Below are 15332 nucleotides of genomic sequence, written 5' to 3' on the forward strand. Positions count from 1 at the left end.
ATGTGTAAACAAATTATAATATTACTTGATAAAAACAATTCTGACAATTATAATAGAAACATAATTCAAATCAAGTTCTGTGGGGGAATATAAGTATGAAAAAAATAGCAATCATATGTTTAACTTTAGTATTATCATTAGCACTTGTTGGGTGTAATGAAAAAGAACGTACCTTTGAAGAAGATGACATTATATATTATCAAGAAAGAGACTATAGTTCTATTATAGGTCTAACAGAAGAAGGTAAAAAGAAGAAACATATTATTTTAAAAGATGAAGTTAGAAACCAAGAGGTAAGAATAGGAAGAAGGCCTATCCGATTTCCAGTAGCGCCCCATTTGGAAGGGGAGTTAGAAAGTGAAAATGTTGAAAAAGTATATATAATGTGGACTAGCAACAGAAATACTAATGTTTTGAGTCTTGAAAATCTACCTAAGGTAAAGAAATTTTTTTATATAAGTATCGATGCACCTGGAATCATTGAACGTAAATACTTTGAAAGTATAGATATGGATGGTGTGTATAATGCTAATGATGGAATATTTGAGCCAGATTATGAATGCAGGTTTTATTTTGCTAATGTATCATATAGACTAAACTATGAAGAAACACTCAAAAAAGATTTTTATTTTATAGATGATTATGATGATGAGTTAATAGATTTTATACCAAAAAATCCAATAAGAGAAGGCTATGAATTTAAAGGATGGTATAAAGAAAAAGAGTGTCTTAATTTATGGGATTTTAAAGAAGACAAGGTTAATAAAAAGAAGTATGATGATAATCAAAAATATGTATACGAAGAAACTATTCTTTATGCAGGATGGGATAAGAAAAATTAGGAGGACTTAGAAAATGAAAAAAATAGCAATCATATGTTTAACTTTAGTATTATCATTAGCACTTGTTGGATGTAATGAAAAAGAACGTACCTTTGAAGAAGATGATATGATATATTATCAAGAAGGTGCTTACAATTCTATTATAGGTGTAACAGAAGAAGGTAAAAAGAAGAAACATATTGTTTTAAAAGATAGAGTGAAAGACGTAAAAGTTAGAATAGGAAGACGTCCTATACGATTTCCAGTAGCACCCCATTTGGAAGGGGAGTTAGAAAGTGAAAATATTGAAAAAGTATATATAATGTGGACTAGCAACAGACATACTAATGTTTTGAGTCTTGAAAATCTGCCTAAGTTAAATAAAGTTTTTTATATAAGTATCAATGCACCTGGAATTATTGATCCAAAAGACTTTTATAGTATGGAAAAAGCTGGAATCTACCATGCTAATGATGGAACATCTGAGCCAGATTACGACCGTAAAATTTATTTGGCTAACCTATCATATAGACTAAACTATGAAGAAACACTCAAAAAAGATTTTTATTTTATAGATGATTATGATGATGAGTTAATAGATTTTATACCAGAAGATCCAACAAGGGAAGGTTATGAATTTAAAGGATGGTATAAAGAAAAAGAGTGTCTTAATTTATGGGATTTTAAAGAAGACAAGGTTAATAAAAAGAAGTATGATGACAATCAAAAATATGTATACGAAGAAACTATTCTTTATGCAGGATGGAATAAAAAATAAATAGAAAAGGGATAAGAAGGATGAAAAAAATTTATAGTACAATATTATTAATAGTAGTTGCTATTACAACACTTAGTTTTACATATGGTAATGAGTTGAATGATTTAGGCAATGAGATACTTTACAATGAAACTAATACATATAATTATGATAAAACACGACTATCAAAAGAAGGTTCACTTTATAATATAGAGGATCCTAATTTAAATAAAGTTTCAAATAGTGAACCATTAGTTACTTTTATTACGCATGGTCTAGGAGGAAGTGCTAGTCACTGGAGTAATTTAACAGGTTTTGAAGAATACAAAAAATATGGATTAAATGAAACAGAAATATCTAAAGAAGTTAAGGAAGAGTTTAGTTATACCGAAGACTCAATTATTTCCATGTTAAGCTATCTTTCAGACTCTAATATCTTTTTTGCGGGATTTGATGAGAATAAAAATAGTCATATGGTGAATTTGAACAAACAAAACATAGATAAAACAACAGTTCTAGGGAGAGTATATGATATTAATACCTCAAGTCCTTATAAAGAGTCTCACATTACTGATATATCTAAACATACAATAATTGTTTTTGAATCTTCAAGAAAAGCTTCAACTGGACCAAATAATGATGTATATGAAGAATTTAATTATCTTGCTAGCAAGGTTATTTATGATATAAAAAAATTAAATGGAAATATTTTACCTAAAGTTAATTTAATTGGACATAGTAGAGGTGGAATTACTAATTTACAATACGCTCTTGATCATCCAGATTTAGTTCACTCAGTATTTAGTTTTGGAACACCATATTTTGGATCTGAGACACTAAGACTTGGAAAAGAACTAGGTGTAGGAGAAGCTTCAAAAAGCATGTATCAAGATATAAATGATACAGAAAAAATTGAAAAATACTATAATCGTTGGAATGATAATTATCACCGTAAATACTATAAAATTAATGTTCATGCACTGGGTGGATATTCTAGTTTAAATTCACTAGTGGATTTATTTGTATCAAGTGATTACTTAATAGAAGAACTTATGAGTAGACTTCAAGAGACTCTTCAAAAAAATTTAGATAAAGAAAAATTGAAAAAGTTTTTGTTGTCACTTGAAAAAGGAATAATATCTACAGGAGAATGGTCTTTTAAAATTTATGGTTTATTTTCTGATTCATTTTTGGGAATAGATGATATTCTGAAAACTATACCTCAAACAAAAATAATTATTGCTCATATGCAATCTCAGATACGAAAAAAACATTTTTTTGCTAAGTATATGTACTATAGTGACGTTTTAGTAGATCTACCTTCACAAATAGGTGAAAAAGGCGATTTAGAATACCTTGGTTTTAATAAGTATGAAAAAGAATTTAATACAAAAAACTCAAATCCCAATAAGTTGGCAAGCAATACTTTTACTGTAGTACATAATATGGAAACAAGAGATATTGATTTTGTTGGTTATGTAGTAAGAAATATTAAAATGAATAGTGCAACTAATAATAAATATGAACTATATCATATTAACGATTCTGAAGTAGAAATTGTTAACTATTTAGGATCTGGATCAGAAACAGTAGAAATTCCTCAAGAAATAGAGGGGAAAACTGTTGTAAGAATATATAAGAATGCTTTTTCTTTTTCAAAGGCTACAAAAGTAATAGTTCCTAGTACTGTGGCTAATATAGGTAAATCTGCTTTTTCAAATATGGAAAATCTTAAAGAGATTGATTTATCTAAAACTAAAATAACTGAACTAAACGAATACTTATTTTCAGGAGATAAACAATTAGTTGATGTTAAATTGCCTGAAGGACTTAAAACAATCAAAGAATCGGCCTTTTATGATAATCACGAGTTAGAAAATATTAGTATTCCAAATACTGTGATAAAAATTGAAAAATCAGTATTTGAAAATAATAAAAAGCTTAAGAAAATTTCATTACCCAATAATTTGGAGAGTATAGAAAATAACTTCGTAATGGGGTGTGAAAATCTCAATTCCTTAGAATTAAGTAATCAAAATAAGGTATACTCAGTAGATGAAAATGTCTTATATAATAAAGATAAAACTACTTTATTCATTTATCCCCAGGGGAAAAATAATGAATATTTTAGAGTACCAAGTAGTGTGTCTTATATTGCTACAGAAAGTTTTATAGGAAATCAGTTTTTAAAAAGCATTGATTTAAATAAAACTATAGAAGTTGGTGCAAGGGCATTTGAAAAAAGTGGAAATCTACAAAATATTGAAACTCTTGATATTAAAAAGATTGGATTGAATGCATTTTCTGGCACAAAGTGGTTAGACAAAGAAGTCGAATATGCTATTTTAGGAAATACATTAGTTAAATATAAAGGATCTAAAGAAAAAATAGAAGCGTATGATATTCCAGTTACAATTAATCGTATTGATCAAAATTCATTTGCCTATACAGAGGTTAAGGAAATTACACTACCAAAATCAGTAAAAAGTATTGCAACTAATGCATTCTATCAAGCAACGAAATTAGAAAAAATTATTCTTTTAGGAAACCCTGTTTTAGAATATGGATTTATTGATAAAGGCAAAGTAAGTGTAAAAATGCCAAACTCTCTTTATATAAATACATTAAGTGAAAATGGACATCTTGACATAAGAGATAATCTAGAAATATTAAAAACAGAGGTAACTCTTGTAGACAATGGAAAAAGCGATACTAAGACTTTTCTTTATGGAGAACCATACAATATAGATAACGGTTCGATAAATGCGGAAAAGTGGTATAGTGCTGACGGTAAAGTCTATGAAAAAAGTGGAGTGTGGAATTACACTGGCGAAATAATTACTTTAAAAACAAAAGATAAAAAAGACTTAGAAATAATGAAAGGTAATAAAGTTATATATACATATAGATTAGTTATCGGGGATAGTTATAATTTTATTAATAATGAATTTTATGTCAATGGAAATAGTGTATTCACATTACCAAAACCTAGTATTGGATATGAGTATGATTTAAGTCAGTTAGAAACCAAAAATTATGATGGAAGCTACAGTTCAATTGAACTTGTAGAAAAAGAAATAGTATATAGTGTTAAAATAATGAATCACGTGCCAAACGGTGATAATAGTAATTATGATATAAAAAAATACACATACAAAAGAGTGATGGAAGATGGCTTTAAATTGTTCTATCCAAGAGAAGATGATAAATATGATTTTAATGGGCTTTATTATGATTCAAACTATGATGAATCAACAAAAATAAATGACCCTAAAGAAATTATTAAATACAAAACGCTCTATGGAAAATGGAGTAAAAAAACTTTTAAAGTTGTGCTTAACTATAATGATAACATTACACCAAAAGAAGAAATTTTAATAGAATTTGGTGAACCAATTACACTGCCTGAGAAAACTAGAAATTATTACGAAAGTTCAACTTGGAAAGATTCCGATAATCGTAGTTTTTCATTTGGAACAAAGATAACGGTTATTTCTAATTTAGATTTATATATTGACTGGAAGTTAACTGAATATGATATTACTTACTATAATGTGGATCGAATTGATTCAAATAGATTGCCAAAAACATATAATATAGAAAGTGAAATAACTCTAGAAAATATATCTAGAAAGGGATTTAAATTTGAAGGATGGTATACAAGTTCTTATTATACGACTTCAAAAAATAAAATTAACAAAGGAAGTGCAGGTAATGCTTATTTCTATGCTAAGTGGTCAATTGATTTTTCATATAATAGAGGAGAAAGACTAATTACTGACAAGGGTATAACTAAAAATCATTATGACGTGATAAACATTAAAGATTACACTGGATACACCATAACTGAACTTAGGAGAAATGGGTATGAAAATATCATTATTAGTATATCCTTAACAATGTGGGAAAAAAGTGATGGATACCAACATATCTATATCAGTGATAGTTTAAAAGAAACAAACCACATTTATTCTGAAGAATATGACCATAAAGAGGGATCAAAAAGTGTAACAAGAACTTTAACAATTTCATGCAATATAAGCAGATTCACAGATGATAGTATATTCATATTGTTTGATGCAAGTGGTTGGAGTAACGATGATTGGTATAATATTATATCAGTTAACGTTACTGGAAGAGTAGTAGAAAGTAATGGAAATGGAGGATCTTGCCCAGTGCATGACACCCCACCTATAAATCCTGGATTTGAAATTATATATTGTTAAAAAAGTATAATTCTACTCACAGTAGATAAAATAAAATCACTCTATTTTACAATTTACGTTTAGTAGGTTGATATATCATCTGGTAATTCTTATAATAGTTATAAGCAAAAAAAGGAGTTATAAAGATGATTAAAGTTGTTGTGGATAGTACTTCAGATTTAAAACCTGAATACTTAAAAGAAAATGATATTAAAATGATTCCTCTTCAAGTATTTGTTGAAGGAAAAGAATACTTAGATAAAACAAACATAGATGTTAAAGAAGTATATCAATACATAAGAGAAAATAAAAACATAAAAACATCACTACCAAGATACCAAGATTTATATGAAGTTTTTGAAAGCTATGCAAAAATCAATCAACCATTTATATTTTTTGCGTTCTCAAAAGAAATGTCAGGTACATATAATGCTGCTCACACAGTTTTAGCAGAAATAAAAGAGATATATCCTGACGCTAAAATAGCTATCATTGATTCTAAAACAGGATCCCTTTCATCAAGTATAATAGTTTTTAAACTAGTTGATAAAATAAAAGCTGGTGCTTCATTTGATGAGGCAGTAGATTATGCTAACAAACTTACATATGAAACCGGATTTATTTTTATGGTCAATGATTTATCACAATTAGTTAAAGGTGGAAGAGTCTCAAAAGTTAAAGCCTTAGTAAGTAATGTATTAAAAATTCATCCTATCTTAAAAATAGAAGAAGGTAAAATTAATAACTTTAAAAATGTTATTGGATATAAAAGAACAATAACAGAACTGATTAAAGAAGCTAAAAAGATGATTCAAGATACCAGTCAAACGATTTATATTAGTTATGCAGATAATGCAGAATTAGCATATGAAGTCAGAGATTTATTAGAAAAAGAACTAGGATGTAAAGATTTTTATTTTGATGCCATCGGAAGTGTGTTTGCGGCTCATTTAGGACTAGGGTCAGTTGGTATTTCATTTTTTAAATAAGCCCTATCAATTTTAATAGATATCTACTATAATAAGAGTAAACTTAAAAAAGAAGGTAGAATTATGAAAAATGAGAATTGTTCATACTGCATGAAAAATGAATTATTAGAAAAATTCGGATATCTTGCATGGGAAACAGAAAACTCACTAATTATCGTATTTAAAGATCAAACTAAACCTGGTAGAATGATTGTTGCTTATAAAGGACATGAAGCAGAGATTCAATACTTATCTGATGATAAGAGAAATGCATTTTTAAAAGATGTTTCAGATATTGCCAAGGCAATTCAAAAAGCTTATCACCCAGATCGTATTAACTATGGTGCATTTGGTGATACTGGCGGGCACTTGCATTTTCATTTAGTACCTAAATATAAAGATGGTGCTGAATGGGGTGGAATGTTTACTATGAACACTGGTGTTTTAGTAGATGAAAAAGAATGCGAAAAAGTTGCAGAAAAAATTAAACAAGCATATCAAAAATAAGCATAAAGAGCTCTTTAAAAAGGGCTCTTTAAGTTTTATTTAAGCCTTATTTTAATGTTAATAATTGTTAAAAAATTGATATTATGATATCATTTAAATATGAAAACAAATATACCTAAAATAATCCATTATGTATGGGTTGGAAAAAAAGAAAAAAACGATCTTGCAAAACACTGCATAGAAAGTTTTAAAAAGTTTTGTCCAGAGTATGAAATCATGGAATGGAATGAAGATAATTTTGATGTAGATGCTCATCCGCAAGTAAAAAAAGCACTAGAAGAAAAAAATTGGGCATACGCATCAGATATTATAAGAGTATGGGCGCTATATCAGTATGGGGGGATCTATTTAGACACTGATTTAGAGCTAACAAAACCATTGGATGATTTATTAGATTATGATATGTTTTTATGTTATGAAAGCAAATACTGGTTTGGAACAGCTGTTTTAGCTGCTAAAAAACATCATGAAGTATTAAAAAAAATATATGCTAGATACGATCATGAAAATAAAATTACTTTTAATACTAATCCATTAACAGTACATGCGTTTACAGCTGTATTAAGAAAATATTATGGATTAAAACCTAATGGTAAAAAACAAGTATTAGACAATATTTTATTATTGCCGGAAGATTATTTTTTTCCTATTAATTATATGACACTAAAAAAGAAAATAACTAACCATACTTATGGTATCCATTATTATGGGACAAGTTGGCATAATAAGTCTCAAAAAGCAGGGACAAGTATTGCCAAAGTTTCTAGAAAATTATTAGGAAAACATATCTTTTCTATATTTGAAAAAATCGTTGGTAATTCTTTTTATAAAAAATTAAAAAAAGAATTTAATGAATTAGAACGAAAGGGGAAAATCAATGGATTATATTATACAGACAACTAATTTAACAAAGTCATATAATAACTTTCAAGCTGTAAAGGGCATTGATTTTAAAGTTAAAAGAGGCGGTTTATTTGCCTTTTTAGGATTAAACGGCGCTGGAAAATCTACGACTATCAATATATTATGTTCTATCATACAAAAAGATAGTGGAAAGATTATGATTGATGGGCTAGATTTAGATAAAGATGTTAATAAAATAAAAGAAAAAGTTGGTATAGTTTTTCAAAGATCAGTTTTAGATCTCCAATTAACAGTTTTACAAAATCTTTTATCAAGAGCTAGTTTATATCCTTTAACAAAAGAACAGACGCACAATAGAATTCAATACTTAACTGAAATATTAGAGTTAGAAAGTATTTTAAATAGACAATATGGCCAGTTATCTGGTGGACAAAAAAGAAAAGTAGATATTGCTAGAGCATTATTACATGAACCTAAAATACTATTTTTAGATGAGCCGACAACAGGATTAGACCCTAACACAAGGATTGCCGTTTGGGAAATGTTGGATAAACTTATGAAAGACAAAGAACTCACTATTTTTTTAACAACACATTACATGGAAGAAGTAGTTAATGCTAACCATGTAGTCATTCTTGATGAGGGAAAAATAGTTGCTGAAGGAACTCCAGATGAACTAAAAGATATCTATGCAAATGATATTTTAAGAATTATTAATAAAAAAGATGAAAAAATTGATCAAATATTAAAACAATTTGAAAAAGACTATACGTATAACCAAGGTATCTATTTAGTCAAAGTTAAAGATTCTTTAGATGCACTAGAAATTATCAATCAGAATAAAGAACTCTTATCAAACTTTGAAATATTAAAAGGTAATATGGACCAAGTATTCTTAAATGCTACTGGTAAGAAGTTGGAGGTAAAAAATGAAGAATAAACACCTCGAACCAATTAATAATGTCAGAAATTATTTACATAATATTTGGGAATTAACAAAAAGAAATATGAGAATTTTCTTAAAAAATAAGACAAGTGTTTTATTTTCAATGTTAGCTCCGGTTTTAATTTTAGTTATATATATCTTGTTTATGGGTGAATTCCAAGTAGATATGATTGCTAATAATTTACCAGAGAGCGTAGAAGTATCAAGAAAATCAATTTCATCTATTACCCATGCATGGATGCTATCTGGAATAGTTGGAATATCTTCTTTAACAGTTGCGTTAAATAGTATGTTTATCGCAATCTCAGATAAAGAAAGAAGAGTGATTGATGACTTTACTGCATCGCCAGTAAAATTAGTTAATTTAACATTAAGCTATTTTATTTCAGCGTTTATCCTAACTTTTGTTATCTGTTTTCTATTTTTAATTATAGGAATTATTTATCTTATTATCGCAACAGGTGTAGGATTTACATTTTTAGATTTATTCTCATTATTTGGTATTTTAATACTTTCTACACTATCTGCTGTAATTGTTTTAATGTGTATTACAACCTTTTTTAAAACGACATCAGCAGCTTCATCATTTACAGGTATATTTAGTGCCTTAGTTGGTTTTTTAATTGGGGCTTACTTACCAGTTTCAATTCTTCCAAAAGGCATTCAAAATTTTGCTAATCTGATTCCAGGATCACATTCGACTGGCTTGTTTAGAACAGTTTTTATGAAAAGAATGATTGAATCACTTCCTGAAGGCATTTCTCCAGAGTTCATTGAACAAATAAAAGGAACATATGGATTTGACCTTCAAATATTTGGGGCTAAAATTAATAGTTCTCATATGTATTTATACTTAACGGCTTCTATTTTTGTTTTCTTTATTGCATATTTAGTTATCAATAAATGGATTAAGAAAAAGTAGTCTATCTAGAACAATCAATCTATCTAAATTTAAAAGGGGTTTTTAATTAACTCCTTTTTTTATTTTATATTGAAAGGGCTTAGTATGATATAATTATTTTTGTAAAGGATGTGGCACTATGATTAATAGATATAAGCGCGATATGATGCATTTGATATGGACAGATGAAAATAAATTTAAAACTTTTTTACTGATTGAACTAACTGCTTCAGAAGCATTTCAAAAACTAGGTAAGATACCGCTAGAAGACTTAATCAAATTAAAAGAAAATGCGACATTTGATTTAGAAAGAATATATGAATTAGAAAATGAAACTAAACATGATGTGATTGCTTTTACAAGAGCAGTTTCAGAGAGTTTAGGCGATGAAAAAAAATGGGTTCATTACGGATTAACTTCAACTGATATTGTAGATACTGCAAACAGTTATTTATTAAAACAGGCCAATGATATTATTGAAAAGGACTTATATGAACTAAAAGAAGTCTTAAAAGAAAAAGCTCTTGAATATAAAGAAATACCATGTATTGGAAGAACACATGGCATACATGCAGATATTACTTCATTTGGTCTTAAATGGGCTTTATGGTACGATGAATTAAATAGAAATATAGAGCGTTTTAAATATGCAAGAAATGAAATTGAAGTTGCTAAGTTAAGTGGAGCAGTAGGTAATTATGCTAATACAGATCCATTTATTCAAGAATATGTAGCAGAAAAATTAGGATTAAAATCTGCTCATATTTCTACACAAGTTCTTCAAAGAGATAGACATGCATTTTATATGCAAGCACTTAATTTAATCGCAAGCTTATTAGAAAAAATAGCACTAGAAGTAAGACACTTACAGAGAACTGAAGTCAACGAAGTTTCTGAATATTTTGATAAAAATCAAAAGGGTTCATCAGCTATGCCACATAAAAAAAATCCTATTACCTCAGAAAATATTACAGGATGTGCAAGAGTTTTTAGAGGATATGTAACAACATTTAATGAAAACATTGCGTTATGGCATGAACGTGATATTAGTCATTCTAGTACAGAAAGAATTATTTTACCGGATGCGACAATGCTTTTAGATTATATGCTCAATCGCTATACTAAGACCTTAAAGGATTTAATTGTTAGAAAAGATAAAATGCTTTTAAACATATATAAAACACATGGTGTGATTTTTTCTCAAAGAGTGCTTTCTGCCCTAATAGAAAAAGGGTTTAGTAGAGAAAAGGCCTATGATATGGTTCAAAAAGTAGCCATAAAAGCTTATGAAGAAAATATAGATTTTTTTGATCTATTAATAGAAAATAAAATATTAGATGTTTTAACAAAAAAGGAATTAGAAGATTGTTTTACTTTGGGTTATTATTTTAAAAATATTGAGTACATTTATAAAAAGGTAGGACTTATCTAATGTTAGAAAGTATTATCTTTACCATAAATCAAATATTACCCTTATTATTAGTCATCGGATTAGGACAATTAATATTTAAACTAAAAATCATTGATGACAATTTTATTAAACAAAGCAATAAATATATTTTTAAAGCAGGGCTACCTATTTATTTATTTTTTGAAATATTTAATATTGCTAGCTTTAATGACATTAATTGGTGGTTTATTATATATGCATTAGGAGCTTTAATAGTTATTTATCTTGTAGGAATGATAGTAGTTATCTTAACAATAAAAGATAGAAAACAAAAAGCAGTAGTTTTACAAGCAGCCTTTAGACCTAATTTTGGAATTATTGGAGTACCTTTAGCAAAAGAACTTGGCAGTCTTCAAGCAAGTGCTCATGCAGCAGTTTTGGCAGCCTTTTTAATACCAATTTCAAACATTCTATCGATATTATCATTATCTTATTATGCCCCAAAAGATGCTAATAACCAATCAATTAAAAAAGTCTTATTAAATATTATTAAAAATCCAGTAATCATTGGTGTACTTACAGGGCTTGTTGTTTTATTACTGAAACCCTATTTAACTTTTTTACAGATAGATTCAACGGCGCCTTTTTTATATAAAGGTATAAAAATGATAGCTTCAATTACAACACCGTTTGCTTTACTGATATTAGGTGCAGGTTTTAGATTTAAAACTAATAAGGTTGAAGGTAAGAGTATTGTTATAACTGTTTTATTACGAAATCTAATCTCTCCTGTTTTAATCTTAGGGATAACTGTTTTATTACATCATTATAATATTTTAACTTTTGGTGAAATAGGATATCCAGCATTAATTGCTTTATCTTGTGCTCCGAGTGCCGTATCAACAGTTAGCTTAGCAGCTCAAATGAAACAAGATGAAAGGTTAGCAGGAAACATCGTTGTATGGACATCTATTATTTCAATATTTGTGATCGTGACAGTCACAATGATATTTAAGTATTCAGGTTTAATTTAAAATAAAAAGATGACATAAATGCCATCTTAGAATAATAGTAATGATACTTTTCTATCTCAGTCATATGGGATAGGAAAGTTTTTTTATTTAAAGATTGTTTCTGACCTTTTTGGTCCTGTAGAAATGATAGTAATTGGAACACCGATTTCATTTTCTAAAAATGCAATATATTCTAATGCTTCTTTAGGAAGTAAAGATAAATCTGTAATACCTCTGATATCTTTTTTCCACCCTTTTAAATAAGTTAAAACAGGTTTAGCAATATCTAACGTCGCAATATCAAAGTCTTTAGATAAAACACCATTTACTTCATATCCAATGCAAACAGGAATGTTTTCTAAGTAACTTAAAACATCTAGGCATGTTAATGCGATTTCGGTTGCACCTTGGATGGTTGCCCCATAGCGAGTGGCAACACAATCAAACCAGCCCATACGACGTGGTCTACCAGTAGTTGCCCCAAATTCACCTTTATCTCCACCACGAAGTCGTAATTCTTGAGCTTCTTCACCAAAAATTTCACTTACAAAAGGACCAGCACCAACACAAGAAGAATAGGCTTTTGTTACTGCAACAATACTTTCTATCTTATGAGGGGGAATACCGACGCCAACACTTGCAAAACCAGCAAGAGTAGATGAAGAAGTTACATAAGGATAAATACCTAGTTCAGGATCTCTTAAGGCACCTAACTGACCTTCTAGTAAAATATTTTTATTATTTTTAATGGCATCATGCATAAATTTAACAGTATCTTTAATATAAGGAGAGAGTAATTCTTTGTATTGATAGAGTTCATCTAGTAGTTCATTTTCACTTAGTAAAGGTTTATGATATAGGTTTTTTAAAATAGGATTTTTAATTGAACAAATATTTTTGACTTTTTCTTTTAGAATTGTATCATTAAATAAATCATGTACTCTGATACCTATTTTTAAGTATTTGTCTGAATAAAATGGAGCAATCCCAGATTTAGTTGATCCGAATCCTTTATCTTTTAGACGTTCTTCCTCGTAAGTATCAAATAAAATATGATATTTTAAAAGAAGCGTAGTTTTATCTGAAATGACTAAATTAGGAGTAATTCTCTTTTCTTTTAGTTCATTTATTTCTTTGATAATATTTGGAACATGTAATGCAACACCGTTTCCGATAACATTTATAGTATCCTTGCTAAATGCGCCTGATGGCATTTGATGTAAAGCAAATCTACCATAATCATTAATAATTGTGTGCCCAGCATTACTACCACCTTGGTATCTAATAACAATATCATAGTTATTAGCATACATATCTACAACTTTACCTTTACCTTCATCGCCCCAGTTGGCGCCTACAATTGCTTTTATCATGTTTTAGTCCTCCTTAAAACATTATTATTTTAACATTTTTTTTAAATGATTAAAAAATAAAAAGCATATTAATTGAAAAAAAAGTAACATGTAACTATAATGATTACATGAAGGATGTGAAAGTATGAAGTTTAATCAACAATATGGTGTGGCTTTACATATATTAAGTTATATGGACTTAAATAAAGATAAAGAACATACTTCAATTTCATTGTCTGAAAGTGTTAATACAAATCCTGTAGTGATTAGAAGAATCTTATCTAAACTAGCTAAAGCAGGATTAGTTCTAACTAAAAGAGGGGTATCCGGAATCACTCTTTTAAAAGAAGGCAACGAAATTACTTTGTTAGAAGTGTATTGTGCAATTGAGCCTAATTCAGTTTTCAATCTTCACCCTAATCCAAATAGATTTTGTCCAATTGGGGCTAAAATGAATGATGCGATAGATGAGGTTTTAGTGAATGCTACAAACTCACTTGAACAAAGTTTAAAACAATATTATGTCAGTGACATATCAAAAAAAGTAACAGAAAAAATAAAAGAGGAGAATTAAAAATGTTAAAAATAGGAATTATTAGTTTAAGTGTTAGAGAAGGAAGAAATGCAGTAGCTGTTTCAAAATGGGTTTTAGAACAATCTAAAAAAAGAAAAGATGCAGAATTTGAATTAGTTGATTTATATGATTATAAATTACCATTACTTGGATTAACTCCAACTGCTCAAGAAGGAAAAACAATTAAAGCTTGGCAAGATAAGATGGCTTCATTTGATGCATACATCTTTGTTACACCAGAATATAATCATTCATATCCAGGAGCATTTAAAAATGCCTCAGATTATTTAAAACCAGAATTACAAAATAAAGTAGTTGGTTATGTAGGATACGGTGGTTTAGGTGGAATTAGAGCAATCGAAGCTCATAGATTGGTTGCTGCTGAACAAGGATTAGCTTCAGTACAAAGAACAGTTAACTTTATGTTAATGTCAGACTTTGTTGACTTTGCTGAATTCAAACCAGCTGCGTACCATGAACCAATTGCCCAAGAAATGTTTGATCAAGTAATTTTATGGGGAAATGCTTTAAAAACTGTAAGATAATTAAATTAGTATAAAGATAAAAATAAAAGATTATTCAAATATGAATAGTCTTTTTTTGTGCTTTTAAGGTCTTAGTAAGGCAACTCAATTATAAATTTAGTTCATAAAATAGTAACTCAATTACCACTTGATAGTCATTTTTATCATGAAAGTATAAAATAAAACTATCAGAGGAGGCGTTTTATGAAATTAGGATTAAAAACAATTAAAAGACAAATATTAGAATTAAAAGATAATGGGTATTCTCATGTCTGGATTTATTACTTAATACAAATAGTATCGGTTGCTTTAATTAGTTATATTACAGTAGTGTTTTCTAAAACAATTATAGACTTATTTATTAAAGAAAATTTGGAAGAAGTACTTCTATATACAGGGATTTATACAGGTATATTATGTATAGTAGTTTTTGGTAAAGTATTTACAAATAGTAAAACATCTAATATATTTTTAAATATCAGATTAATACAATTTGAAAAGTATTATGAT

Annotated in this window: 13 protein-coding genes; 12 read left to right on the forward strand and 1 reads right to left on the reverse strand. The window is 28.3% G+C overall.

The window, feature by feature from the left end; translation table 11 throughout:
* Positions 1 to 95: 95 nt before the first annotated feature.
* The 10 genes from BN854_RS01795 (at position 96) to BN854_RS01840 (ending at position 12393) form a co-directional block, all read left to right on the forward strand.
* Positions 96 to 842, forward strand: coding sequence for an InlB B-repeat-containing protein (locus BN854_RS01795; protein ID WP_026656498.1), 747 nt, complete (start codon positions 96 to 98; stop codon positions 840 to 842).
* 13 nt (positions 843 to 855) lie between these two features.
* On the forward strand, positions 856 to 1599 hold the full coding sequence (locus BN854_RS01800) for an InlB B-repeat-containing protein (protein WP_026656506.1): 744 nt from the start codon (positions 856 to 858) through the stop codon (positions 1597 to 1599).
* A 20-nt stretch (positions 1600 to 1619) separates the two neighbouring features.
* Positions 1620 to 5804, forward strand: a complete 4185-nt coding sequence (locus BN854_RS01805; RefSeq protein WP_026656514.1) for an alpha/beta fold hydrolase — start codon at positions 1620 to 1622, stop codon at positions 5802 to 5804.
* A gap of 125 nt (positions 5805 to 5929) precedes the next feature.
* Entirely contained in the window at positions 5930 to 6772 is an 843-nt protein-coding gene (locus BN854_RS01810) for a DegV family protein (protein ID WP_026656523.1), read from the forward strand.
* Between the two features lie 63 nt (positions 6773 to 6835).
* Entirely contained in the window at positions 6836 to 7258 is a 423-nt protein-coding gene (locus BN854_RS01815) for an HIT family protein (protein WP_026656530.1), read from the forward strand.
* A gap of 99 nt (positions 7259 to 7357) precedes the next feature.
* Entirely contained in the window at positions 7358 to 8161 is an 804-nt protein-coding gene (locus tag BN854_RS01820; protein WP_026656538.1) for a glycosyltransferase, read from the forward strand.
* Positions 8136 to 9062 carry an ABC transporter ATP-binding protein gene (locus tag BN854_RS01825; protein ID WP_026656546.1) on the forward strand — a complete coding sequence of 309 codons (927 nt, stop codon included), beginning with the start codon at positions 8136 to 8138 and terminating at the stop codon, positions 9060 to 9062. Before BN854_RS01820 ends, BN854_RS01825 begins: the two co-directional genes overlap by 26 nt.
* Positions 9052 to 9990 (forward strand): ABC transporter permease, encoded by a 939-nt coding sequence (locus BN854_RS01830; RefSeq protein WP_026656554.1) that lies wholly within the window; start codon positions 9052 to 9054, stop codon positions 9988 to 9990. The genes BN854_RS01825 and BN854_RS01830 overlap by 11 nt, the downstream gene beginning before the upstream one ends.
* Positions 9991 to 10108: 118 nt before the next feature.
* Positions 10109 to 11401, forward strand: coding sequence for an adenylosuccinate lyase (gene purB / locus BN854_RS01835; protein WP_026656563.1), 1293 nt, complete (start codon positions 10109 to 10111; stop codon positions 11399 to 11401).
* Positions 11401 to 12393, forward strand: coding sequence for an AEC family transporter (locus tag BN854_RS01840; RefSeq protein ID WP_026656573.1), 993 nt, complete (start codon positions 11401 to 11403; stop codon positions 12391 to 12393). Before purB ends, BN854_RS01840 begins: the two co-directional genes overlap by 1 nt.
* An 83-nt stretch (positions 12394 to 12476) precedes the next feature.
* Here the strand turns inward: BN854_RS01840 and BN854_RS01845 are convergent, their stop codons facing one another.
* Positions 12477 to 13745, reverse strand: a complete 1269-nt coding sequence (locus BN854_RS01845) for an adenylosuccinate synthase (protein WP_026656579.1) — start codon at positions 13743 to 13745, stop codon at positions 12477 to 12479.
* A 124-nt stretch (positions 13746 to 13869) separates the two neighbouring features.
* On the opposite strand from BN854_RS01845, the gene BN854_RS01850 reads away from it, so the two are divergent.
* Complete coding sequence (locus BN854_RS01850) at positions 13870 to 14298, forward strand: RrF2 family transcriptional regulator (protein ID WP_026656588.1); 429 nt, start codon at positions 13870 to 13872, stop codon at positions 14296 to 14298.
* A 2-nt stretch (positions 14299 to 14300) separates the two neighbouring features.
* On the forward strand, positions 14301 to 14843 hold the full coding sequence (locus BN854_RS01855; RefSeq protein WP_026656597.1) for an NADPH-dependent FMN reductase: 543 nt from the start codon (positions 14301 to 14303) through the stop codon (positions 14841 to 14843).
* The last annotated feature ends 489 nt before the right edge of the window (positions 14844 to 15332 follow it).

It is taken from the genome of Alteracholeplasma palmae J233 (genome assembly GCF_000968055.1).
Taxonomy (GTDB): Bacteria; Bacillota_I; Bacilli_A; order Acholeplasmatales; family Acholeplasmataceae; genus Alteracholeplasma; species Alteracholeplasma palmae.

What these genes read in the sequence shown, in the direction of transcription:
- BN854_RS01795 (WP_026656498.1), top strand. Translation starts at nt 96, where the DNA reads ATGAAAAAAATAGCAATCATATGTTTAACTTTAGTATTATCATTAGCA.
- BN854_RS01800 (WP_026656506.1), top strand. Translation starts at nt 856, where the DNA reads ATGAAAAAAATAGCAATCATATGTTTAACTTTAGTATTATCATTAGCA.
- BN854_RS01805 (WP_026656514.1), top strand. Translation starts at nt 1,620, where the DNA reads ATGAAAAAAATTTATAGTACAATATTATTAATAGTAGTTGCTATTACA.
- BN854_RS01810 (WP_026656523.1), top strand. Translation starts at nt 5,930, where the DNA reads ATGATTAAAGTTGTTGTGGATAGTACTTCAGATTTAAAACCTGAATAC.
- BN854_RS01815 (WP_026656530.1), top strand. Translation starts at nt 6,836, where the DNA reads ATGAAAAATGAGAATTGTTCATACTGCATGAAAAATGAATTATTAGAA.
- BN854_RS01820 (WP_026656538.1), top strand. Translation starts at nt 7,358, where the DNA reads ATGAAAACAAATATACCTAAAATAATCCATTATGTATGGGTTGGAAAA.
- BN854_RS01825 (WP_026656546.1), top strand. Translation starts at nt 8,136, where the DNA reads ATGGATTATATTATACAGACAACTAATTTAACAAAGTCATATAATAAC.
- BN854_RS01830 (WP_026656554.1), top strand. Translation starts at nt 9,052, where the DNA reads ATGAAGAATAAACACCTCGAACCAATTAATAATGTCAGAAATTATTTA.
- purB (WP_026656563.1), top strand. Translation starts at nt 10,109, where the DNA reads ATGATTAATAGATATAAGCGCGATATGATGCATTTGATATGGACAGAT.
- BN854_RS01840 (WP_026656573.1), top strand. Translation starts at nt 11,401, where the DNA reads ATGTTAGAAAGTATTATCTTTACCATAAATCAAATATTACCCTTATTA.
- BN854_RS01845 (WP_026656579.1), bottom strand. Translation starts at nt 13,745, where the DNA reads ATGATAAAAGCAATTGTAGGCGCCAACTGGGGCGATGAAGGTAAAGGT.
- BN854_RS01850 (WP_026656588.1), top strand. Translation starts at nt 13,870, where the DNA reads ATGAAGTTTAATCAACAATATGGTGTGGCTTTACATATATTAAGTTAT.
- BN854_RS01855 (WP_026656597.1), top strand. Translation starts at nt 14,301, where the DNA reads ATGTTAAAAATAGGAATTATTAGTTTAAGTGTTAGAGAAGGAAGAAAT.